Source organism: Kribbella sp. NPDC049227, assembly GCF_043197265.1.
Taxonomy (GTDB): domain Bacteria; phylum Actinomycetota; class Actinomycetes; order Propionibacteriales; family Kribbellaceae; genus Kribbella.
In genome coordinates, this window is the sequence record NZ_JBICST010000008.1 from 564,818 (window position 1) to 588,487 (window position 23,670).

At 69.1% G+C, this 23,670-nt stretch carries 18 protein-coding genes; 11 read left to right on the top strand and 7 right to left on the bottom strand.

The features are described from left to right. Positions 1–165 precede the first annotated feature (165 nt). From ACGFH6_RS35855 to ACGFH6_RS35865, 3 genes are all read right to left on the bottom strand, one after another. Positions 166–1,866: a DUF222 domain-containing protein gene (locus tag ACGFH6_RS35855; protein WP_393393220.1), complete on the bottom strand. Its 1,701-nt coding sequence runs from the start codon at positions 1,864–1,866 to the stop codon at positions 166–168. Between the two features lie 620 nt (positions 1,867–2,486). Next, complete coding sequence (locus ACGFH6_RS35860) at positions 2,487–4,286, bottom strand: biotin carboxylase N-terminal domain-containing protein (RefSeq protein ID WP_393393223.1); 1,800 nt, start codon at positions 4,284–4,286, stop codon at positions 2,487–2,489. A gap of 75 nt (positions 4,287–4,361) precedes the next feature. Then, positions 4,362–4,811, bottom strand: coding sequence for an Lrp/AsnC family transcriptional regulator (locus tag ACGFH6_RS35865; RefSeq protein ID WP_393393226.1), 450 nt, complete (start codon positions 4,809–4,811; stop codon positions 4,362–4,364). 70 nt (positions 4,812–4,881) lie between these two features. Here ACGFH6_RS35865 and ACGFH6_RS35870 point away from each other — a divergent pair, with 70 nt between their 5' ends. From ACGFH6_RS35870 to ACGFH6_RS35890, 5 genes are all read left to right on the top strand, one after another. Further along, positions 4,882–5,814, top strand: a complete 933-nt coding sequence (locus tag ACGFH6_RS35870) for an SMP-30/gluconolactonase/LRE family protein (RefSeq protein WP_393393229.1) — start codon at positions 4,882–4,884, stop codon at positions 5,812–5,814. Between the two features lie 41 nt (positions 5,815–5,855). Further along, positions 5,856–6,776, top strand: coding sequence for an SMP-30/gluconolactonase/LRE family protein (locus ACGFH6_RS35875; protein WP_393393232.1), 921 nt, complete (start codon positions 5,856–5,858; stop codon positions 6,774–6,776). Between the two features lie 115 nt (positions 6,777–6,891). Further along, positions 6,892–7,860 (top strand): hypothetical protein, encoded by a 969-nt coding sequence (locus ACGFH6_RS35880; protein WP_393393235.1) that lies wholly within the window; start codon positions 6,892–6,894, stop codon positions 7,858–7,860. A gap of 41 nt (positions 7,861–7,901) precedes the next feature. Then, the gene (locus ACGFH6_RS35885; protein WP_393393238.1) at positions 7,902–8,240 is read left to right on the top strand and encodes a hypothetical protein; all 339 of its coding nucleotides are present in this window, start codon (positions 7,902–7,904) and stop codon (positions 8,238–8,240) included. 22 nt (positions 8,241–8,262) lie between these two features. Continuing rightward, positions 8,263–9,057, top strand: a complete 795-nt coding sequence (locus ACGFH6_RS35890; protein WP_393393241.1) for a hypothetical protein — start codon at positions 8,263–8,265, stop codon at positions 9,055–9,057. A 34-nt stretch (positions 9,058–9,091) separates the two neighbouring features. Here ACGFH6_RS35890 and ACGFH6_RS35895 read toward each other — a convergent pair whose 3' ends face one another. The 3 genes from ACGFH6_RS35895 to ACGFH6_RS35905 form a co-directional block, all read right to left on the bottom strand. After that, complete coding sequence (locus tag ACGFH6_RS35895; RefSeq protein ID WP_393393244.1) at positions 9,092–10,531, bottom strand: Nramp family divalent metal transporter; 1,440 nt, start codon at positions 10,529–10,531, stop codon at positions 9,092–9,094. Between the two features lie 178 nt (positions 10,532–10,709). After that, on the bottom strand, positions 10,710–11,150 hold the full coding sequence (locus ACGFH6_RS35900; protein WP_393393247.1) for a YdeI/OmpD-associated family protein: 441 nt from the start codon (positions 11,148–11,150) through the stop codon (positions 10,710–10,712). Positions 11,151–11,197: 47 nt separating this feature from the next. After that, on the bottom strand, positions 11,198–13,417 hold the full coding sequence (locus ACGFH6_RS35905; RefSeq protein ID WP_393393250.1) for an MMPL family transporter: 2,220 nt from the start codon (positions 13,415–13,417) through the stop codon (positions 11,198–11,200). A 127-nt stretch (positions 13,418–13,544) separates the two neighbouring features. On the opposite strand from ACGFH6_RS35905, the gene ACGFH6_RS35910 reads away from it, so the two are divergent. From ACGFH6_RS35910 to ACGFH6_RS35935, 6 genes are read left to right on the top strand one after another with little or no spacing between them, the layout of a single operon-like run. Further along, complete coding sequence (locus ACGFH6_RS35910; RefSeq protein WP_393393253.1) at positions 13,545–14,912, top strand: MFS transporter; 1,368 nt, start codon at positions 13,545–13,547, stop codon at positions 14,910–14,912. Beyond that, complete coding sequence (locus ACGFH6_RS35915) at positions 14,909–17,050, top strand: molybdopterin oxidoreductase family protein (protein WP_393393256.1); 2,142 nt, start codon at positions 14,909–14,911, stop codon at positions 17,048–17,050. The genes ACGFH6_RS35910 and ACGFH6_RS35915 overlap by 4 nt, the downstream gene beginning before the upstream one ends. Continuing rightward, positions 17,047–20,943: a nitrite reductase large subunit NirB gene (gene nirB / locus ACGFH6_RS35920; protein WP_393393258.1), complete on the top strand. Its 3,897-nt coding sequence runs from the start codon at positions 17,047–17,049 to the stop codon at positions 20,941–20,943. The genes ACGFH6_RS35915 and nirB overlap by 4 nt, the downstream gene beginning before the upstream one ends. Continuing rightward, a complete protein-coding gene (gene nirD / locus ACGFH6_RS35925) occupies positions 20,940–21,281 on the top strand; it encodes a nitrite reductase small subunit NirD (protein WP_393393261.1) in 342 nt (113 codons plus the stop codon). Before nirB ends, nirD begins: the two co-directional genes overlap by 4 nt. Further along, complete coding sequence (locus ACGFH6_RS35930; protein ID WP_393393264.1) at positions 21,268–22,398, top strand: uroporphyrinogen-III synthase; 1,131 nt, start codon at positions 21,268–21,270, stop codon at positions 22,396–22,398. The genes nirD and ACGFH6_RS35930 overlap by 14 nt, the downstream gene beginning before the upstream one ends. Next, on the top strand, positions 22,395–23,081 hold the full coding sequence (locus ACGFH6_RS35935; protein ID WP_393393267.1) for a sirohydrochlorin chelatase: 687 nt from the start codon (positions 22,395–22,397) through the stop codon (positions 23,079–23,081). The genes ACGFH6_RS35930 and ACGFH6_RS35935 overlap by 4 nt, the downstream gene beginning before the upstream one ends. Here the strand turns inward: ACGFH6_RS35935 and ACGFH6_RS35940 are convergent. Further along, entirely contained in the window at positions 23,063–23,614 is a 552-nt protein-coding gene (locus tag ACGFH6_RS35940; protein WP_393393270.1) for a dihydrofolate reductase family protein, read from the bottom strand. The two genes, ACGFH6_RS35935 and ACGFH6_RS35940, sit on opposite strands and share 19 nt — an antisense overlap. Between the last annotated feature and the right edge of the window lie 56 nt (positions 23,615–23,670).

The window sequence follows — 23,670 nt, forward strand, 5'->3', positions numbered from 1 at the left end:
GTGTCGGGTCTATGCCGTTGCGCCGGGTCGGTGCCGTTGCGTCGGGCTGCGGTGGTGGAGCCCGTGCGAGGGCGTGGTCGCCCACCACCTCGCCGTGTCGCGGCCGTTAGCTGCGCAAGGTTCGGCGAGCGGTCGTCCTGGGATGGCGGCGATGATCACGGGCCGCTACGGCGCGGGCCCTGAGGTGGTCGCGGCGTCGCGCCAGGGATCGAACGGGCGATCTGTGTGGACGGCGCCGGCTGGATGGAGCTCGAGCGGTCGATCGTCGGGGGATGGTGTGTGCTTGATCGCGCGCGGATCGGTCGAGGAGGGTTCGCCCCAGATCGCGCGGGTCGCGGCTTCTCGGAGGGATGCCGGTGTCGCCCTCCGGATGGGTGGTGGGTCGGCCCAGGTGGGGCGGGAGACATGGACCACGCCGTCGGTGATCGTGACGGTCCAGTCGCCTGCGTGGAGGTCGATGTGGTGGCGGCGGCAGAGAAGTACCAGGTTCGAGACCGCGGTAGGGCCGCCGTCGATCCAGGAGCGTACGTGGTGCGCGTCGCACTGGATCGGAGGGGCGCCGCAGACCACGCAGCCTTTGTCGCGGGCGTTCAGGGCGCGGCGCATCGCGCGGTTGACGAGGCGTTCGGCGCGGCCGACGTCGAGTGGTTCGGAGTGGGAACCGAGGACGAGCGGGATGATCTTTGCGTCGCACGCGAGCCGCCGGATCGCGGCCGCGGACAGGTTGTCGCCGTACACCACCTCGCCGGTCGCATCCGCGGCAGCCGACTTCAGATCCTGCAGATCGATCGTGACCGTGATCGTCGCCTTCGCGCCAAACCCAGGAACAGCCCCTGCCGCCCGATCGCCTGGGTTGCCGTCAGCTCCTGCCGCCCGATCGCCTGGGTTGCCGTCAGCACCTGCCGGGCGGTCGGCTGGGTTGCCGTCAGCAGTTGTCGCGTGGCTGCCCGAGTTGCCCTTGGCGTCTGGTGTGTAGGCGCCTTGGGCGCGGTCGGCGGCTGGTGTGGCGGGAGCGGGCGTGGAGGGCTTCCGGGGATGGGTTGGGCTGGTGTCATAGGCGGTGGCTGCGATGGTGAGGGTGGTGGTCAGGGCGTCGGCTTGGCGTTTGTCGCGGGGGCGGGGGTCCAGTTGGCCGTCGACGGTGCGGCGGGGGCGGGCGCCGGCGTGGACGAGGGATCGGAGGAGTTCGGCGTTCTCGTTGGCGAGGTACCCGCGGAACTTGACGCCCTTGGGCGCGGTGGACAGGACCAGGCTCTCCCGGTCGTACGCCTTCCGTTCGTCCGGCTCGGGGCCGTCGGTGTCGAGTACGTCGCGGATCCGCTGGCCGGCGTTGCGGAGCTCGCCGGGTGACAGGTGGCGGGCGAGGTTGACCAGTTGCTGTTCGGCGACGGCGATGTCCGCGGCCGGGACCGTGGACGGGACTCGCTCGAGCGCGGAGACGATCGCGTCGGCCTGGGCGGGACGCAGGTGCACGTCGGCCGCCTCGGACCGCTCGTCATTCGCGGCGTCGCGCAGGTCCGGATCGTGGGCATTCGGGTCATCCGGAGTTGGGTCTCCCGGCGGATGGAGCTCGACGGGGTGGTCGGGTGCGGGGAGGGCAGCGTTCACCTCGGCGTACTTGGACAGAGCCAGGGCGAGACGTACGTCGCGTCGCGCCTCGGGGCGGTCGATCCGGTAGCGGAAGGCCAGCAACTGGGCGGTGTCGTGGGCGCCGATCTCCTGGGCGTATCCGATGTCGTCCAGGCCGGAGATCACGTGGAGTCGGTAGGTCTCCAAGCGTGCGAGCTCGGCATGCAGCGCGTCGAGAGTGGCGAGTCTCTCCGCGCCACTCATCGACCACACCGGTCGCTCACCCAGTAGTTCCATGCCACGAACTCTAGACACCGCCTCCGACAGTTTCTGGCGCCAGAAGGCCTTGTTTTCAACGTACTTCGTTGTCCACAAGACGAGTGATGGCTCTCCACAGTCGCGGATCCCTGTGGAAGTTGCCTAAAGCAACAACCGGAACAGGTCGGAGAGCACTGGCTCGACCAGCGTGAGGTACGCCTGTGGGAACACGTTGACAGTGGAACAGATTGTGGGGCGCCAGACAGTGAAGGGTTCGACGAGCAAACATGCGAGCGCTCGGCCAGAGGCTGGGATCGGGGAAACCGCGATCTACCGGCACATCAAGACCTAGCACGAGCTGATCGCGCGGCGGCGGTCGTCTTCATCTTCGTGGGCAGCCGTACGAGGGACAGCGGCGAACGTCTCGCTCACCCAGCGCCCGCGGTGGACGGGATCCCGAGCAGGCGACGCAGGAAACTCTGACGAAAGCAGTGAGGTCGCCGCACCGGCGGGCCGGCTGTCGGGAAGAGTTCGACAGGGAGTTCCCCGCCTGCGAGCCCCCGTTGCGCACGACCGCGAGGCCGGCTAACTCGCCGAACCCGACAGCACCTTCGAGTTCGGCCTGCAGTCGATCCTCGACGGTCTCGAGGCGCGCTTGATCAGTCCTTGATTTCGCAGAGGATTGCGCCGGCGGTGACGGTGGCGCCTACCTCGGCGGTGAGGCCGGTGATGGTGCCGGACTTGTGGGCGTTGAGGGGTTGTTCCATTTTCATGGCCTCGAGGACGACGATGAGGTCGCCTTCGGCCACCGTCGCGCCTTCCTCTACGGCGATCTTGACGATGGTGCCCTGCATCGGCGAGGTCAGCGAGTCGCCGGAGGCGGCCGAGGCCTTGCCCGAGCCGCCCGCCCGACGTGCAGGCTTCTTCCTGGCGCCAGCGCCAGCGCCAGCACCGGCGCCGCCGGCCGCCGCGACCGAGGACGCGCCGAGTCCAGCAGGCAGCACGACCTCGAGGCGCTTGCCGCCGACCTCGACGGTCACCTTCTCGCGTTCGGTGGGTTCCGGGATCTCAGCGGTGGGTCCGTCGTACGGCGTGAGTTGGTTGTCGTACTCGGTCTCGATCCAGCGGGTGTGGACCTTGAAGCCGTCGTCGCCGACGAAGGCCGGGTCGGACACCACGGCGGAGTGGAACGGGATGACCGTCGGCATGCCCTCGACGACGAACTCGCGGAGCGCGCGCCGCGACCGCTCCAGCGCCTGGGTCCGGTCCCGGCCGGTGACGATCAGCTTCGCGACCAGCGAGTCGAACGCGCCCGGCACGGTCTCGCCCTGGTCGTAGCCGCCGTCGAGCCGGATGCCCGGGCCGGACGGCGCGTGCCAGCGGGTCAGCGTGCCCGGTGCGGGCAGGAAGCCGCGTCCACCGTCCTCGGCGTTGATCCGGAACTCGATCGAGTGCCCCGCCACGAGGGGATCGTCGTACCCGAGCTCCTCGCCGTCGGCGATCCGGAACATCTCCCGGACCAGGTCGAGGCCGGTGACCTCTTCGCTGACCGGGTGCTCCACCTGCAGGCGGGTGTTCACTTCGAGGAACGAGATCAGCCCGTCCTGACCGACCAGGAACTCACAGGTGCCGGCGCCGACGTACCCGGCCTCACGCAGGATCGCCTTGGAGGACGTGTACAGCGTCTCGAGCTGCTCAGCGGTCAGGAAAGGCGCGGGCGCTTCCTCGACCAGCTTCTGGTACCGGCGCTGCAGTGAGCAGTCCCGGGTGGAGACGACCACAACGTTGCCGTGGGCATCGGCCAGGCATTGGGTCTCGACGTGCCGCGGCTTGTCCAGGTACCGCTCGACGAAGCACTCACCCCGGCCGAACGCGCTCACAGCCTCGCGCGTCGCGGACTCGAACAGCTCGGGAATCTCCTCCAGCGTCCGCGCGACCTTCATCCCGCGGCCGCCACCGCCGTACGCCGCCTTGATCGCGATCGGCAGCCCGTACTCCTCGGCGAAGGCCACCACCTCGTCGGCCCCACCGACCGGGTCCGGAGTACCGGGAACCTGCGGTGCGCCGACCTTCTCGGCGATGTGCCGCGCCTTGACCTTGTCGCCGAGGGAGTCGATCGCCGACGGCGGCGGGCCGATCCAGATCAGTCCGGCATCCAGGACGGCCTGTGCGAAGGAAGCGTTCTCGGCCAGGAAGCCGTAGCCGGGGTGGACGGCGTCGGCGCCGGACCGGGCCGCGACGTCGAGGATCTTGGCGATGTTCAGGTAGGAGTCGGCCGGTGTCGACCCGTCCAGCGCGTACGCCTCGTCGGCGAGCCGGACGAACAGGGCGTCGCGGTCCTGGTCGGCGTACAGGGCAACGCTCCCGAGCCCCGCGTCGGCGGCGGCCCGGACGACCCGGACGGCGATCTCGCCACGGTTGGCGATCAGCACCTTGGTGATCTTCTTGCTGTCGGACACAGCTGACTCCCTTCGGCCAGCCTGAGTCTAGGGTGAAGCGGGCCTCCAGCGGGGAGGGTGTTCCTCACATCCCGGCTACATCACAGCGGGCGGCCGCTCGAAGCAGGACTCCAGCACGACGATGGTCTGCGTGCTGGTGACGCCGTCCACCTGGTGCAGAGCGCGCAGGGTCGCCTGCAGGTCCTCGGTGGTCGCCGTGCGCACCTTCACCAGGACGGACGCCGGGCCGGCGATGATGTGCGCCTCCTGGACCGCCGGGATCTCCTCCAGTGCGCGGAGGGTCGGCTCGTCGCCCATCCAGGCGTCCGCGTCCAGCAGGACGAACGCCAGTACGCCCTGCCCGACGGCGGCCGGGTCGACCTCGACCGCGGTGCGCCGGATCACGCCGGCCGCCTTCAGCTTCCGGACCCGCTCGTGCGTGGCCCCGGCCGACATCCCGACCACCTGGCCGAGCGTCGCGTACGACTGGGTCGCGTTCAACTGGAGTTCGGCGAGCAGCTTGCGGTCGGTCTCGTCTATGGTCATTGTCACCCTTTACCAAACCTCATCCTGTGCTCTAGAACTGTAGCAGGATGACATTCGACAAAGGAGGGAAATGACCATCACGCTGTCCGCCGCACCGACCCGGATCCGGGCCGAGCTCGAGGTGCTCGACGAGCGGTTCCGCAAGATCGCGGGGGACGAGTACGTCGAGTGCCTGTACGACGGCGGCCGCTGGCTGGAAGGACCGGCGTACTCACCGGCCTGGCGCTGCCTGATCTTCAGCGACATCCCCAACGACCGGCTGCTGCGCTGGGACGAGGTCTCGGGCGACGTGAGCGTCTTCCGCCAGCCGTCGGGGTACGTCAACGGCAACACGATCGACCGCGAGGGCCGCCTGGTCAGCTGTTCCCAGGGCGAGCGCCAGGTCGTCCGGACCGAGTACGACGGGACGAGGACGGCGCTGGCGTCACACCTGGACGGGAAGCGGCTGAACAGCCCGAACGACGTGGTCGTCAGGCGGGACGGCTCGATCTGGTTCACCGACCCGCCGTACGGGATCACCTCGAACTACGAGGGTCACGAGGCCCGGCAGGAGATCGACGGCTGCCACGTCTACCGGATCGCCCCGGACGGCGCGCTGAGCGTGGTCGCGGACGACTTCATCCGGCCGAACGGGCTGGCGTTCTCGCTCGACGAGTCCCAGTTGTACGTCGTCGACACCCCGGGCAAGCACATCCGCCGGTTCGAGGTGGACGGCGACAAGTTGATCGGCGGCGAGGTGTTCGCGCCCTGCGAGGCCGGCATGTTCGACGGCATCCGGCTGGACGACGCGGGCCGGGTCTGGGCCGCGACGCACGAGGGTGTGCACTGCTTCGACCCCGACGGCACGCTGATCGGCAAGCTCCTGCTGCCCGACGTCGTCTCCAACCTGACGTTCGGCGGACCGAAAGGCAACCGGCTGTTCATCACCGCGACGAACGCGGTCTGGTCTTGGCTGTTGACCGCATCCGGCGCACCGCAACCATGGGCGGCCCCGAGGGAATAGGCTTCCCGGCTGACGCACAGTCGAGCCCTTGGAGAGTGCTGATGACCATCCTCGAGCCGTTGGCCGGCACCGCGCCGGCCGTCTGGGAATCGCTGGACGACCGGTTCGCCGGCATCCGTGGGGACAAGTTGCTCGAGCGGTTGTGGACCGGAGGCCGGTGGGTGGAGGGCCCGGTGTACTCGCCGGCCGGCCGTTACCTGCTCTGGAGTGACATCCCGAACGACCGCATCCTGCGCTGGGACGAGACGTCGTACCAGGTGTCGGTGTTCCGGCAGCCGGCCGGGAACACCAATGGGCACACGCTCGACACCGAGGGCCGCCTCGTCAGCTGCGAGCACGGGAACCGGCGGGTCACCCGGACCGCGCACCACGGCGCGATCACGGTGCTGGCCTCGGAGTACGACGGGAAGCGGCTGAACAGCCCGAACGACGTCGTGGTGAAGCGGGACGGCTCGGTCTGGTTCACCGACCCGGCGTACGGGATCGACAGCGACTACGAGGGGTACAAGGGCCAGATCGAGACCGGCGGCTGTCACGTCTACCGGGTCTCGACCGACGGTGTGCTGACCCGGGTCGCCGACGACTTCAACCGCCCGAACGGGCTGGTCTTCTCGCTGGACGAATCGTTGCTCTACATCACCGACTCGGAGGAGGGGACGATCCGCGTCTTCACCGTCGAGGGCGACAAGCTGTCCGGCGGCGAAGTGTTCGCCGAGTGCGGCAACGGGATCTTCGACGGCATCCGCCTCGACACCGAGGGCCGCATCTGGGCCTCGGCGGCGGACGGGGTGCACGTCTACCACCCCGACGGCATGCTGCTCGGCAAGCTCCTCGTCCCCGAGACGGTGTCCAACCTGACGTTCGGCGGCGCCAAGCGCAACCGCCTCTTCGTGACCGCGACCACCTCGGTCTACTCGATCTTCACCACCGTCAACGGAGCACCGCAGCCGTACCAGCGCTGATCTCCCCCGGCGGAGGGAGACAGTTGGTTCTCGGGATGGATCCCCGGCCGCTGTCCGGATGGAAGCCTCTTCTCGGTGGCCCGCACGCGGCGGGCCCGACCGAGGAGGGGTTCGCGTGGAAAGCCGGAGATTCGTACGGCGGCTGGTCGTCGGGGCGGTGGCGTTGGCGGTGACGGCCGGTGCCGTGCCGTCGGCGGTTGCTGCTGGCAACGACCATGGCGGTTCGACGGGCGTCATGCGGGTGGTCGGAGCAGGTGGTGGCACGCTCGGACCGGAGTGGGGCCCTGCCTTCGCCGGCGATCCGGTCAGGTTCGAGATCGACGGGCGGGCCACCGACCCGCTGCATCCGTCCGGAACCTTCCACGTCGTACACCGCAAGCCGGACGGGAAGTTGCTCGCGGAGTTCAGCGGCCCGATCACCAGCCTGAAGGCGGTCGACGAGGTGGCCGTGGTCACCGGCGTGATCGACTCGGCCGACCATCCGGGACTGCCGCGGGAGATGATCGGCAAGAACATCTCACTGACCGTGTACGACGGCGGCCGGCAGGACCGGATCAGCTGGATCTGGGGATTCTTCGACGCACCGGTGAGCCTGCTGCAAGGCACCGCGCCGACGTTCCCGCTGACCGAAGGCGGCTTCCAGGTACACGGCACCGGACACGCGGCGAAGGCGAGCGGTACGACGGTCGCGGTCAAAGCCGCCGGCGACGGGACCACGGTCGCCGCGCTGCTCGGTGATGCCACGCTGCGGTTCCAGTTCGCGGCCCGGGTCCCGGCCGGCGGCAACCCGACGGAAGTTCAAGGGGACTTCCACTTCGTGGACCGGCGCGGGTCCGGGGTGGACGTCGAGGGCCGGATCGACTGCCTGGTCGCCGGCGGACCCGTTGCGGTCGCGACCGGCGTGGTGACCGCGTCGAACGACCCGGCGAAGGTCGGCAAGCCGGTCTCGTTCTCGCTGAAGGACGGGCGGATCGACCGCCTGGGCTGGATCTGGGGCTTCGCCGCCGACGCTCCGCAGATCGTCGACTGCCAGTCGGTCGTGCCGTCGTACGCGCCGCGCTGGGGCGGTCTTGCCGTCCGGTAATTGCCAGGAGATTGCGCCGGACAAGCAGTAGCGTGACTGCGGTGTGGGTTCAGGACGACGTACGGACGAAGGATCAGGTGTGGCGGACAACGGCCTTTCTGATCGTGATCGCGAATCTCGTGCTCGCGGTGGTCGAGATCGTCCACTACGCCGGAGCGGACGCCAGTTGCCCGACGGACGTCACGGAGTACCTGGAGTGCAGTCACCGCACTCTCGACGTCATGGACGACTCGTACACCTGGATGATGATCGCCTCGATTCCGTTGCTGCTGGGCGTGTTCCTGCCGCTGCGACCGAGTACGACGCCGTGGCGGATCGCCTGTGTCGCGGTCCTCGCGCTGTCCTTCGTCGTCCGGCTGATCCTGATGCTCACGCACTGACCACGCATCCCGAGGAGGAGTTGTGACCACACCGATCGACCAGGTTCCTGCGCACCTTCGGGAGATCGCGGCGGCTGTCGTCGCCGAGGCCGTGGCCGACGAGCGGCTGCTGGCCGTCGTCGCCGGCGGATCGATCGCGACCGGGACGAGCGACGAGTACTCGGATCTCGATCTGGTGCTGGTCTGTACTCCGGAGGGCCATGCGGCGCTCCTGGCCGACGCCCGCACCTTCGCCGGCCGGCTCGGCCCGCTGCTGACGAGCTTTACCGGCGAACACGTCGGCGAGCGGCGGCTGCTGATCGCGCTCTACGGCCCGCCCCTGCTGCACGTCGATCTGAAGTTCGTCACGCAGGAGGACCTGCGCGAACGGGTGGAGGACGGCCTGGTGCTATGGCAGCGGGACGACACCGTCGACCTGACTCCTGGTGGCCCGGCCCAGTGGCCGCACCGGGACCCGCAATGGATCGAGGACCGGTTCTGGGGCTGGGTCCACTACATCGGCGTGAAGATCGCGCGGGGCGAGTTGTTCGAGGCGATCGAAGGCCTGGGTGCGCTGCGTTCGGCCGCGATCGCGCCGCTCGCCGTCCACGGTCGTACGCCGAAGCCGTCCGGCGTACGGCGGTTGGAGACGTTGGTGCCGGAGCTTGTGCCGGAGTTGCGGGAGACCGTGGCGACGGCGGACCGAGACGATTGCCTGCGGGCGTTGAAGGCGTGCGTGGAGCTGTACCGCAAGGTCCGCGACCGCAGTGGCGTCGCGGTCGAACGCCGTACCGAGGCCGAGCAGGTCGTCACCGACTACTTGACCGACTTCAAGTGACCCCGGGGTACGGCGTACCCCGGGGTCCCAGGAACTAGAAGTTGTTCTTGATCTGGTCGATGACGGTGAACACGGCGAGGAACCCGAACGCCAGGAAGGCGAAGGCCATCACCAGCGTGCGGACCAGGTTGATCCGGATGGCCTGCGGCAGGGCGCGCGAGTTCATGTACCACAGCAGGCCGGAGTACACGAACATCATCGTGCCCGCGGTGCAGGCGGAGATCACCAGCAGCACCAGCGGCTGGTCCAGGCCGGCCAGCAGCACGATGATGCCGAAGGCAACCAGTCCCCAGACCAGCCAGAAGTACAGCTTGGACTCGCTGACCGCCGAGTCGCGCAGATAGCGGGCCTTGATCATGTCCGAGGCCAGCCGCGAGGTGTAGTCGACGATGCCGGCCGCTGCCGCGAACAGTGCGAACGCGCCGATCGCCCAGAACAGGTAGCCGAACCAGTCGCCGACCGCGGACTGCAGCGTGGTGCCCTCGATCTTCAGGAAGCTGATGCTGTTCTTGACGGTCTCGTCGCCGAACAGCGTCGCGTGCGCCAGCATCGAGGTGAACACGATCGTGAGCACCGTGATCGCCACGAACGTCGCGAGCTGCTCGATGTTGGCGAACTTCCACCAGCGCCGCCAGCGGGCCATGTTCGCCTCGTCGGGCTCGAACACGTAGCCGTTCGCGGTCGGGTCGGCCTCGGTCTCGCCGGTGATCGGCGACGTCAGCCGCGGCACGTGGACACCCATGCCGAAACCCTTGTCCCGGATCCAGTTGCTCTGCACCAGGTTCTGGCCGCCGCCGGCTCCGGCGTACGCGATCGCACCCATGATCAGGGCGAATCCGAGCTGGTCGGCCGGGAACTCCGGGTGGGTGACCGCGTCGCCGAGCGCGTGGTAGGTCTTCGCCCGGATCGCGAAGGCCAGCGCCAGGATCACCAGCAGGGTGACGGCGAGGATCTTGACCAGGATCAGCCGCTCCAGCATGACGTAGACGACCGGTGCCAAGGTCAGGATCACGCCGATGACGAGCAGGATGCCGATCGCGATCCAGCGCGGATCGCCGGCGCCGAACAGGTACGTCAGCATCGCGGCCGAGCTGGTCGCCCAGCCGGGCCACATGTTCGCGAAGTAGGTCATGATCGCGAAGAACAGGCCCCAGTGCTTGCCGTAGCGGTTGAAGCCGGTCAACGCTGTCTCACCAGTGGCCAGCGTGTACCGCTCGATCTCCATGTTCAGGAACCACTGGACGACCACGCCGACGACGGCGCCCCAGAGGAACACCAGGCCGACCTGACTGGAGATGTACGGCCAGAGGATGAACTCACCGGAGGCCAGGCCGACACCCGCGCCGACCATGCCGGGGCCGACGATCTTCCAGGTCTGGCTGGGTGGTTCGGGTAGGTCACGGACCTGCGGTGCGGGCAGGTTCTTGGTGGGCAGTGCGAATCTGCCGTGGTCAGTCGTTCTCGTGTCTGCCATCGGGCTCCTCACTTCCTCGACCCCCTTTTCCGGAGGTTAACGAATACTGTCGACACGAGCGACCCGACACAGGCGTGGTGACAGACTGCGCGTCATGAGGTGAGGTGTGAGGCGGCGATCGGGGTATCGGCGGGAGCGAATCTTCGAGATCGCTTCAACTACAGGAAAAGAGCGTCGCTCAAGCGGGGTTGAGCATCTCCAGCGCCTTGCCGATCCGGCGGGCGCGGGTCTCCGGTTTCTTCGCGTCATTGATCGCGTTCACGTGCTCGCGGCGGTGACTGTAACTCAGCGCGTCGAACGCCTTCCGCAGCCCGGCCTCCTCGAGCGCGGCGGCGAGATCCGCCGGCACCTCCACCGTCCGCTCGGCCGCGTCCCGCTCCAGCGTGACTGTGACCTGGTCCCCGGCGCCCTTGCCGAGCTCGGTGCGGATGCTCTTCAGGATGCCGAGCGCCATGCAGCCGCCCATCGACGCGATCGAGCCGCGGTACGCGACGCCGTCGAACGTCGCGTGCACCGGGATCCGCCCGCCGCCGCCGAGCCCGGCGATCACCTCGGCCGGCACCTCCACCCAGGCGCCGCCCCCGTCGTTCACCACGATCGTGCCCTCGAACGTCTCCATGTCTCGCACCCTAGTGCCCTGCGTCGGAGATCCCTTGGCGCAGGGCACTAGGACGAGAGCTTGCTGGGCCACCAGACCCGCTTGCCGATGTCGTAGGCCAGCGACGGCACCAGCAGCGAGCGGACCACGGTCGTGTCCAGCAGTACGCCGAACGCGACCATGAACGCGATCTGGACCAGGAACAGGATCGGCAGCACCGCGAGCGCCGAGAACGTGGCCGCGAGCACCACCCCGGCGGAGGTGATCACGCCACCGGTGACCGCGAGGCCGACCAGGATGCCCGGTCTGGTGCCCTGTTCCTGGGATTCCTCCCGCACCCTGGTCATCAGGAAGATCGAATAGTCGATGCCGAGGGCAACCAGGAAGACGAACGCGTAGAGCGGGATGCTCGGGTCCGCGCCGGGGAAGTCGAAGATGTGGTTGAACGCGATCGCGCTCACTCCGACGGTCGCGCCGAACGAGAGCACGTTCGCGACCACCAGCAGCACCGCCGCGACGATCGAGCGCAGCAACAGCATCAGCACGACGAAGATCACCGCCAGGATGGTCGGGATGATCACGCGCAGATCGCGTTTGCTGGCGTCGAGTACGTCGAGGTTGATCGCCGTACTGCCGCCGACCAGGACGTCCTGACCGACCGTGTCCAGCTCGGTCCGCAGATGCTCGACCACCTTGGTGGCTTCCGGTGAGTCCGCTGGGACGTTCAGTGTGGCCTGGACCAGCACCTTCCCGTCGACGACCTTCGGCGGTACGCCGGGAGCGACGGAGGCGGACGCTGTGGCGACGCCGTCGACCTTCGTCGCGGTCTGGACCACCTGGTCGGCCTGGTCGGCCGGTGTGAGGATCTGGACCGGCGTACCGGCGCCGGCGTCGAAGTGCCGGCCGAGCACCTCCTGGCCGGTGACGGACTCGACCTTGTTCAGGAACAGGTCCTCCTGCGATGTGCCACTGGCCTGGAACGTCGGCAGGAACGCGGCACAGGCGAGCAGGGCCAGCGCGGTGGTCACCCAGACCCGGCGCGGGTGGCGGCCGACCAGTCCGGAGACCCGGCCCCAGAGCTTGCGGCCGCCGACCTGGTCGCGGGCGTGCACGTGGTCGAGCCGCGGGATCGACGGCCAGAAGATCCGCCGCCCGAACGCCAGCAGGATCGCGGGCAGGAAGGTCATCGCGGAGACGAAGGCGCCGGCGATACCGATCGCGCCGACCGGGCCGAGGCCCTTGGTGCTGCCGAGCTGGGAGAGCAGCAGGCAGAGCAGACCGAGGATGACGGTCGCCGCGCTGGCCGCGATCGGCTCGACCGCGGCCCGCCACGCGATCCGCATCGCCTGGTACTTGCTGGCGTAGTCGTGCAGCTCTTCCTTGTAGCGCGACACCAGCAGCAGCGAGTAGTCGGTCGCGGCCCCGACGACCAGGATGAACAGGATGCCCTGACTCTGCCCGTTCAGTTCGAGTACGTCGCTCTTGGCCAGCGGGTACACCACCAGCGCGGCCAGGGCGAGACCGAAGACGGCGGTGAGCAGAACGGCGATCGGCAGCACCGGGCTGCGGTAGACGATGAGCAGGATGACGAAGACGACCGCGAGCGCGACACCGAGCAGGATCCCGTCGATGCCGCTGAACGCCACCACGAAGTCCGCGAACACCCCACCCGGACCGGTGACGTAGACCTCGAGACCGGTCGGAGTGAGGGTCTGTTTGATGTCGGTGCGCATCGTGTCGGCGACCGCGAACAGCACGGTCTCCCCGTTCTTGACCACTTCATCGGCCCGGTCGCCGTCGATTTCGACCGTGAGCAGCAGCGCCTTCTTGTCCTCGGACGGGACGATCGTCGTGGCCGGTGCGGCGAGGTAGTCGCCGATGGTCTTGCCGTCGCCGAGGTCCATCGCCGGGACGGAGGCGAGGAAGGCCTTGGCGTTGGCCAGGTCCGTCGGCGTGATGCCGGAGTCGCGCACGATCAGGACGAAGTACGGCAGGGCCTTGGAGTCGACGAACTTGGCCGACTCGTTGGCGACCAGGGTCGACTCGGCCTGTTTGGGCAGGAAGTTCGCGTTGTCGTTCTCCTGAACCTCGCTCAGCTTGCCGACCGTGGGGCCGCCGAGCGACCCCAGCACCAGCCAGCCGATCAGGACCGCCGCGATCGCGGCCCGCCACGCCCAGCGCCCTTTGCCCCGGCCCTTCCGAAGCCCGTTGCCGTTGTCCGGGCCCCGCTGTTCGTCCTGTTCCACCGCTGTCCCCTCGCCGTCGGTACGGGCACAGTACCCAGTCATCTCTCACCACCCCGCGACCGGTGTGCGGGAGCCGTTTCTGCGGCGTAACAACGAGATGACCGCTCGGAAACACCCCGGTCATAGCGTCCTGGCCTACTAAGTGAGGCCGGATGATCGGAGACGCACGATGACGCTCGAGGCACGACCGGAGGTCGTCACTCCCCGCGACCGGACCGGGACGGTCGGCACGGTCGACGCGCCGCGCCGCGGCCGCTGGATCGATGTGTGGGACCCCGAGGACGCCACCTTCTGGGCGCGGACCGGGCGCCGGGTGGCCCAGCGCAACCTGTGGCCGTCGATTTTCGCCGAGTTCCTCGGCTTCTCGGTCTGGCAGCTGTGGAGCATCGTCGTGGTGTCGATGCCCAAGGCGGGCTTCACCTACAGCACGGACCAGTTGTTCTGGCTGGTCGCGCTGCCCAGCCTGGTCGGTGCGACGCTGCGGCTGCCGTACACGTTCGCGGTACCGCGGTTCGGCGGCCGGAACTGGACGATCGTCTCGGCGCTGCTCCTGCTGGTCCCGACGGCCGGACTGTCCTACTTCCTGACCCAGCCGGACACCCCGTTCTGGCTGATGGCGCTGGTCGCGGCCACCGCCGGTGTCGGCGGCGGCAACTTCGCGAGCAGTATGACGAACATCTCGTTCTTCTTCCCGGAGAAGGAGAAGGGCTTCGCACTCGGCATCAACGCGGCCGGCGGGAACCTCGGTGTCGCCGTGGTCCAACTGGTGGTGCCGATCGTGATCGTCGCCGGAGCCGGGTTGTCGCTGAACCGGGCCGGGCTGCTGTGGATCCCGCTGATCGTGCTGGCCGCCGTACTGGCGTGGAAGGTGATGGCGAACCTGTCCGTCGCGACCTCGTCGTTCCGGGCCTCGGTGACGGCGGCGAAGCGGCCGCACACCTGGATCATCTCGTTCCTCTACATCGGCACCTTCGGGTCGTTCATCGGGTTCTCGGCCGCGTTCCCGCTGCTGATCAAGACCACGTTCCCGGACGTCACCGGGGCCAACATCGCCTTCCTCGGCGCGCTCGTCGGGTCGGTGGCGCGGCCGTTCGGCGGCAAGCTGGCCGACCTGGTCGGCGGGGCCCGGGTGACGGTCTGCTCGTTCGTGGTGATGGGCCTGGGCATCCTGGCCGCGATCGTCTCGCTGAACGCGGGCAGCTTCGCCGGGTTCCTGATCAGCTTCCTGTTCCTGTTCGTCGCCAGTGGCGCCGCGAACGGATCGACGTACCGGATGATCCCGGCGGTGTTCCGGCTGACCACGCCGGGCGACCCGGGCCGGGCACGTCGCGAGGCGGCGGCCTGCATCGGGATCGCCTCCGCGGTCGGCGCGTACGGCGGCTTCCTGGTCCCGCGCGGCTTCGCGATGTCGACGAGCCACTTCGGTTCGCTGATCCCGGCGCTGTACGTCTTCTGCGGCTTCTATGTGGTCTGCCTGGCAGTGACGTACTTCTGCTACCTGCGCAAGGGCGGCCCGCTGAGTGGGGAGCGCGTGTGACGGCTGTCCCTACTCACTGCCCGTACTGCGCTCTGCAGTGCGCGACGACCCTGCACCCGGTCGACCGGCCGGGTGCGGTGTCGGTGCAGCCGCGAGCCATTCAAGCATTTGAGGGTGGCCCGACCAACCGCGGCGGGCTGTGCCGGAAGGGCTGGACGGCGCCGGAGGTTCTCACGGTGCCGGACCGGCTCACGACGCCGCTGCTGCGGAACGCGACGGGTGAGTTGGTGGAGGCGACTTGGGACGAGGCGTTGGACTTCGTTGCCGACCGGATCCGGTCGTTGCAGGCCTCGTACGGTCAGGACGCGGTCGCGGTCTTCGGTGGTGGTGGGCTGACCAACGAGAAGGCGTACGCGCTGGGCAAGTTCGCCCGGGTCGCGCTCAAGACCGCGAACGTCGACTACAACGGACGGTTCTGCATGTCGTCCGCAGCGGCCGCGACGAACCGTGCCTTCGGTATCGATCGTGGGCTGCCGTTCCCGCTGGCCGACCTCGGTGGTGCGGGTGCGGTGCTGCTGGTCGGCAGCAACATCGCCGAGACGATGCCGCCGGCGGTCGCGCATCTGCAGGGCGCGCGGGACGCGGGTGGGCTGCTGGTCGTCGATCCGCGTCGTACGGCGACTGCCGGGCTGACTGCGGAAGCCGCGGGGATCCACCTCCAGGCGACTCCGGGGACCGATCTGGCGTTGGTACTCGCGCTGACGCACGTCGTACTGCAGGAAGGGCTTGCGGACACGGCGTACCTCAGTGAGCGGACGGACGACCCGGAGGGGTTGTTCCGCTCGACCGCGGCTTGGTGGCCTGAGCGGGCCGAGCGGGTGACTGGTGTGCCGGCCTCGACGATCCGTCGGGCGGCCCGGGTACTTGCGGCTGCTGCACCGGTGCACGGCGGTGCCGGAGTGTTCATTCTGACCGGGCGCGGTGCTGAGCAGCACAGCAAAGGCACGGACACGGTGACTGCTTGTATCAACCTTGCTCTGGCGCTGGGCCTGCCCGGGCGGCTGGGCAGTGGGTACGGCTGCATCACCGGGCAGGGGAACGGTCAGGGCGGTCGGGAGCATGGGCAGAAGGCCGATCAGTTGCCCGGGTACCGCAGCATCGCCGATCCGGCCGCCCGGGCTCACGTTGCTCGGGTGTGGGGTGTGGATCCCGACGACCTGCCTGGTCCTGGCAAGAGCGCGGTCGAGTTGATCAACGCGCTGGGTACGACGGGTGGTCCGCGGGCGCTGCTCGTTCACGGGAGCAATCTGCTGGTGTCGGCGCCGCGGCTCGCCTCGGTGCGGGAACGCCTCGCCGCATTGGACTTGCTGGTGGTGGCGGACGTCGTACCGTCCGAGACCGCTCTGCTGGCGGATGTCGTCTTTCCGGTGACGCAGTGGGCCGAGGAAGAGGGCACCATGACGTCGCTCGAGGGGCGGGTACTGCGGCGGCGGGCTGCTGTCGCACCGCCTGGCGACGTACGGAGTGATCTGGCTGTGTTTGCCGGGTTGGCCTCGCGGCTGGGGTGTGGGGCGGCGTTCTCGACTGATCCGGCCGAGGTGTTCGAGGAACTGCGACGGGCCAGCGCCGGTGGGAAGGCTGACTACTCGGGGATCACCTGGGAGCGGATCGATGCGGGGGAGGCGCTGTTCTGGCCTGTTCCCTCGCCAGGGCACCCGGGGACGCCGCGGTTGTTCGCGGACGGGTTCGGTACGCCGGATGGGCGGGCGCACGTGGTGGCGGTGGATCATCGGCCGGTCGCGGATGACCTTCACGCCGCGGCGCCGATGTATCTGGTGACCGGACGGTTGTTGCAGCACTACCAGAGTGGGGCGCAGACGCGGCGGGTGGCGGAGCTGGCGTCCGCGGAGCCGGAAGTGTTCGCGGAGATCCATCCGCGGGTGGCAGCGCAGTTGGGGATCGCGGACGGGCGGCCGATGCGGTTGCGAACCGCCCGTGGGTCGATGGTGTTGCCGGCGCGGGTGACGGCGGACGTGCGGCCGGACACGGTGTTCGTGCCGTTCCATTTCGGTGGTGCGGAGGCGGTCAACGAGCTGACCAACGATGTGCTCGACCCGGTGTCGCGGATGCCTGAGTTCAAGGCGTGTGCGGTCGAGGTGAGCGCGGCGAGTTTGCCGGCGACTGGAGTCTCAGCATGAGCCCGCGCGTGGTGATCATCGGTGGTGGGATGGCCGGTCGGCGGTTGGCCGAGCTGTTGACGTCGTACGACGTGACGGTGCTGGGCGACGAGCCGTCGTACAACCGCAGCCGCCTCACCGAGTACGTCGCCGGCCGCACCCCCGAGCCAATCCTCGGCAACGAGCCGGTCACCACCGCAGTAGCCGTCGACCGCAACCGCCACGTTGTAACGGATTCCGCTGGACACGAGTGGTCCTACGACCGGCTGGTGTTTGCGACCGGCGCGGTGCCTTCCGAGGTTGCTGGTTCCACCGGAGCGCATACCTTGCGTTCTGTGGGTGATGCCCGCGCCCTGGTTGATGCGGCGGGTCGGGTGCGGCGGGTGGTCGTGATTGGTGGTGGTGTGCTTGGCGTTGAGACTGCGTGTGCACTGCGGGGGCGGGGTGTGCCGGTCACGTTGGTGCATGACGGGGAAACGCTGCTGGACAAGGCGGTTCGAGGATCAGCGGGGCGGCGGGTCACGCGGGCGGTCCGCGAGTTGGGCGTGGAGGTGTTGCTCAACGCGACGGTCGAACGGGTTGCGTCGCGGGATGGGCGGTTCCGGGCGTTGAGCCTGCGTGGCGGGCGACAGGTGTTCGGGGACTTGTTGGTGGTGGCTTGTGGGGTGCGCGCGCGGACTGAGTTGGCGGCTGGGCTGACGGTGCGGGACGGGATCGTCGTCGACCGCACGCTGACGAGTCCGGATGATCCGCGGGTGCATGCGATCGGGGATTGTGCCGAGATCGATGGCCGGGTCAGCGGGACGGTCGCGTCCGCGTGGGGGCAGGCCGAGGCACTGGCGCGGCAGCTGAACGGTGAGCCGGCCGGCGTGCCGGAGTACGACGTACTGCGGCTGACCGCCGGCGGGCTCGACGTACTTGCCTTGGGCAACAAGGACGAGGATGGGGAGGTGGTGCGGCTCGAGGACGGGGAGCGGTATGTGCGGGCCGTGCTGCGCGATGGCGTGGTCCGGTCCGCGGTCGCGATCGGGGCGCCGGAGGTAGCCGCGGAGCTGGTGCTGCTGGCGGACCGCGGGACGCCGGTCGCGGCGGACGGGTTGCTGGCGGAACCCGTCGTACCCAAGAAGAAGGTGACCACCGTCTGCCGTTGCAACGGGGTCACCAGGGCCGCGATCGAGACGGCCTGGCGTGGGGGTGCCGACAGTGTCGCCGGCATCGCCGCCACGACGCGGGCGACGACCGGGTGCGGCAGTTGCACCGGCGCCGTCGGCGAACTGCTCGACCGCTTCCGGCGCGGCGAGACCGAACCAGTTCCGAGCAGGAGGGCGACGATGACAGAGCTGAAGAAGGCCCGGCACGTGGTTGTGGTGGGCGGTGGCATGGTCGCGCACCGGCTCGTGGAGGCACTGCGATCCCGCGACACCGAGATCCAGTGGCGCATCACCGTGCTGGCCGAGGAACCCCGGCTGCCTTACGACCGGGTCGCGCTGACCAGCTACTTCTCGGGCCGCGACCCTCACGACCTGTCGCTCGGCGAACCGGAACTCTGGGACGACCCGGCGGTGACGCTCCGCAAGGGCGTGCAGGTCACGTCGATCGACACCACCGCTCGCACTGTGACGACAGCGCGCGGCGAGCAGATCGGGTACGACGAGCTGGTCCTGGCGACGGGTTCGTCGGCGTTCGTCCCGCCGGTGAAGAACAACGACGCGCAGGGCTGCTTCGTCTACCGGACCGTCGACGACGTGGCCGCGCTCCGCGTCTACGTGGAGCGGCTGAAGTCCGAGGGCCGGCAGGTCAGCGGTGTGGTCGTCGGCGGTGGCCTGCTGGGGCTGGAGGCGGCCGGGGCGCTGCGGGCGCTGGGTGCTGCGACGAAGGTGGTCGAGTTCGCGCCGCGGCTGATGCCCCTGCAGGTCGACGAGGGCGGCGGCGCCGCACTCGCCCGGCTGATCGAAGGACTCGACGTCGAGGTGCTGGTGTCGACGCAGTGCAACCGGGTGAAGCTCACGTCCCAAGGCGCGGCCCGGGCGATGGCCGTTGCCGACGGCCCCGATCTGCCGGCCGACGTGGTCGTGTTCGCGACCGGCGTACGGCCGCGGGACGAGCTCGGCCGGGCGGCCGGTCTGGAGATCGGCGAACGCGGCGGTGTCGTGGTCGACGAAGGCTGCCGGACGTCCGTACCGGGTGTCTGGGCGATCGGTGAGGTCGCCTGCATCGAGGGCCGGGTCTGGGGATTGGTTGCCCCCGGCTACACGATGGCCGAGATCGTCGCCGACCGGCTGCTCGGTGGTGCGGCGACGTTCCCGGGTGCGGACACCTCGACCAAGCTGAAGCTGCTCGGTGTCGACGTCGCCAGCTTCGGCGACGCGTTCGGCGCGACCGAGGGCGCGCTGGACATCGTGTACGCCGACCCGGTCGCCGGCGTCTACAAGAAGCTCGTGCTGTCCGACGATGCCCGGACGTTGCTCGGCGGCATCCTGGTCGGCGACGCGTCGGCGTACTCCGGTCTCCGCCCGATGGTCGGGCGCGAGCTCGGGGCGGACCCGGCCGCGTTCCTGCTGCCCGAGGGCGCCGCGCCGGTCAAGCTCGAGTTGCCGGACGACGCGCCGGTGTGCTCGTGCAACAACGTCTCGGCCGGCGCGATCCGGTGCTCGGTCCGCGACGACGGCTGCACCGACATGAAGTCGGTGTGCGGCAAGACCAAGGCCGGGACCAGCTGCGGCTCCTGCCTGCCGATCGTGAAGAACCTGCTGAACTCCGAGCTCACCAAGGCCGGTGTCGAGGTCAGCAAGGCACTCTGCGAGCACTTCGCGTTGTCCCGCGCCGAGCTGTTCGACGTCGTCCGGGTGACCGGGCTGCGGACGTTCAGCGAGATCGTCGAGCGGCACGGCACCGGACGTGGCTGCGACATCTGCAAGCCGGTGGTCGCGTCGATCCTGGCCAGCCTGGACCCGGCCGGTCACGTCCTCGACGGCGAGCGGGCGACGCTGCAGGACACCAACGACCACGTGATGGCGAACCTGCAGAAGGACGGCACGTACTCCGTCGTCCCGCGGATCCCGGGCGGTGAGATCACCCCTGAGGGCCTGATCACGATCGGCGAGGTGGCCCGCGACTTCGGCCTGTACACGAAGATCACCGGCGGCCAGCGGGTCGACCTGTTCGGTGCCCGGATCGAGCAGTTGCCGGCGATCTGGAAGCGGCTGGTCGACGCAGGCTTCGAGTCCGGGCACGCGTACGGCAAGGCGCTGCGGACCGTGAAGTCGTGTGTCGGCTCCACCTGGTGCAGGTACGGCGTACAGGACTCTGTCGGGATGGCGATCGCGCTGGAGCTGCGGTACCGCGGGCTGCGGTCGCCGCACAAGCTCAAGCTCGGGGTGTCCGGGTGCGCGCGGGAGTGTGCCGAGGCGCGTGGCAAGGACGTCGGCGTGATCGCGACCGAGAAGGGCTGGAACCTGTACGTCGGTGGCAACGGTGGCATGACGCCGCGGCACGCGGAACTGCTCGCGTCCGACCTGACCGACGAAGAGCTGTTCCAGGCGATCGACCGGTTCCTCATGTACTACATCCGCACCGGCGACCGGCTGCAGCGGACCGCGGTGTGGATCAACGACATCGAGGGCGGTCTGGACCACGTCCGCGACGTCGTACTGAACGACAGCCTCGGTATCGCCGCCGACCTGGACGCCGCGATGGCCGCGCACGTCGACTCGTACGTCGACGAGTGGCGGGCCACGCTCAACGACCCCGACAAGCTGGCCCGGTTCGTCTCCTTCGTGAACGCGCCGGACCAGCCGGACGCCGACCTGCGGTACGTGGTCGAGCGCAACCAGCCGCGACCCGCCACCCCGGCCGAACGCGGACAGCTGGAGCCGGTGCTGCTGGCCGGCCCCCGATTGGAGGTACGCCGATGAGCGTGGTGACTGCGTTTGTGGTCTGTGAGTACGACGTACTGCTGCCGGAGCGTGGGGTCGCCGCCCTGGCCGGCGAGCTGCAGCTCGCGGTGTTCCGGACCCACGATGGCGAGGTGTTTGCTCTGGGCAACCAGGATCCGTTCAGCGGGGCGAACGTGATGTCGCGTGGCATCGTGGGGAGCAGAGGCGAGGTGCCGACGGTGGCGTCGCCGATGTTCAAGCAGGTCTTCGACCTGCGCACCGGCCAGTGCCTGGACGATCCGTCGGTGTCGCTGCCCGTGTACGAGGTCGAGATCGTCGACGGACAGGTGATGGTGAATCTCGGTGAGCACGGCTAGGCCCGGGCCACTCAGTGGCTGCACGATCGCGGTCACCGCGCACCGGCGCGCGGACGACCTGATCGCGGCGTTCGAGCGGCGGGGCGCGAAGGTCCTGCACGCGCCGACGCTGCAGATCGTGCCGGTCGGCGACGACCACGCGCTGCTCGAGGCGACCCGGCGGGTGATCGCGAACCCGCCGGACGACGTCGTCGTCACCACCGCGGTCGGGTTCCGCGGATGGATCGAGGCCGCGGACAGCGCCGGCCTGGCGGCGGACCTGCTCGGCACGCTGGAGCAGTCGCGGATCCTGGCGCGTGGGCCGAAAGCGCGTGGCGCGATCCGGGCCGCCGGACTGGTCGAGCACTGGTCCGCGCGGTCCGAGACGACGGCCGAGGTGGTGGACTGGCTGCGCGACCAGGGTGTCATCGGCCGGAAGATCGTCGTACAACTGCATGGGTTGTCGGATCCGGCGCTGCAGGATTCGCTGCGCGCGGCCGGGGCGTCGGTGCGTGGGCTGGAGGTGTACCGCTGGGGTCCGGCGCCCGACCCAGCTCTGGTGGAGCGGATGATCGGTCAGATCGGCGCGGGTGCGGTGGACGCGGTGGTGCACACGTCGGCGCCCGGTGCGCAGGCCATGCTCGACTCGGCGGATCTGACCGGGCAGTACGACGCTCTGATCGCGGCGCTGAAGTCCGGCCGGGTGCTGAACGCCTGTGTGGGTCCGGTGACCGCCGGGCCATTCGTGAACCTCGGGCTGGAGCCGCTGGTGCCGGACCGTTTCAGGTTGGGTGCGTTGATCCGGATCGTGACCGACCGGCTCACCGACGACAACGCGCGGTCGATCGAGACCGAGCACGGGCAGTTGGTGATCCGTGGTGGCGCCGCGGTCCTGGACGGCGTCGTACTGCCACTGGGTCCGGGTCCGCGGGCCGTGCTGGCCGCACTGGTGGCGGCCGGAGGTGATGTGGTGTCGCGACCGGCGTTGCTCGCGGTGCTCCCAGGTGCTGAGGACGTGCACGCGGTGGAGGTCACGGTGAACAGACTCCGGACGGCGATCGGGAAACCGGAACTGGTCCGGACGGTGGTCCGGCGCGGGTACCGGCTGGCGGTCGAGGCGGCCGGGGTTCCTTCGTGATCGACCTGGTCGCGGTGGCGCACGGGACCGCCGATCCGCGGGGCATCCGGGTCGTCCACGAACTGGTCCGGATGATGGCGCGGCAGCGTCCCGGCGTACCGATGTCGCTGGGCTTCGTGGATGTCGACGTACCGGCGTTGCCGTCGTTGGTACGGAGGGTCGTTGCCGACAGCAACCAGGCGGTCGTGGTGCCGCTGCTGCTCAGCTCCGGCTATCACGTGTACGTCGACGTGGCGGCTGAGATGGAGCGCTACCCGGGCCGGGTCCGCGCGGCGGCGGCACTCGGCCCTGATCCGGTCCTGGCCGACATCCTCGCCGACCGCCTGGGCGACCTCTCCCGAGTCGACCACGTGGTCCTCGCCGCAGCCGGCTCCTCAGACCCCCGAGCCCACCAGGACTGCTCGTCCGCGGCCTCACTCCTCTCCACCCGCATCGACCGCCCGGTCGACGTCGCCTACATCTCCGGCACCGCCGCCCCTCTCACCACAGTCCTCTCCCGAACCCCAGCCCGCACAGCCATAGCGACGTACCTCCTGGCCCCAGGCTTCTTCGAAACCCTCCTCCACCGCCGAGCCCCCACCCACCACATCAGCCCACCCCTGGGCCCCGACCCCCGCCTAGCCGAACTAGCCCTGCGCAGGTACGACGAAGTCCAGGTGCTGGCTCAGGCCGCCGGGCTGTAGGTGTTGATTACTACGCCGGTTGTGGTGGTTTCGGAGTGGTTCAGGGTTAGGGGCTGGTGGTGGGTGCCGAAGAGGTGGTGGCCGGAGCCGAGGGTCAGGGGGTGGATGAGGAGGATGTAGTGGTCGATCAGGTCGGGGATTGAGCGGATCAGGTGGCCGCTGCCCAGGACGATGAGGTCCTGCTCGGTCTTCAGTTTGGGGATGTCGTCGAGCGTGATGACGTGGGAGTTGGCCCAGGCGGGGTTCTGCAGGGTCGACGAGACGACGTACTTCTGCTGGTTGTTGAGCGCCTCGGTGTACGGGTTGTCCGGCTGGTTCGGCCAGAAGCCGGCGAAGTCCTCGTACGTGCGGCGCCCGAGCAGCATCCCGCCGAACCCGCGGCCCCTCCCGAGCACGCGACCCATCGCGTCCTGGCTGTACGGCGTTGCCCACCCGCCGTACCGGAATCCGTCGCGCGGGTCCTCGTCCGGCCTGCCCGGCGCCTGCATCACACCATCCAGGCTCACGTTGCACACCACCGTGATCTCACCCATGACTACCTCCTTGTAGGTTTCTCGCCCCCTACACGAACCACGAGCGTGCAGATCGA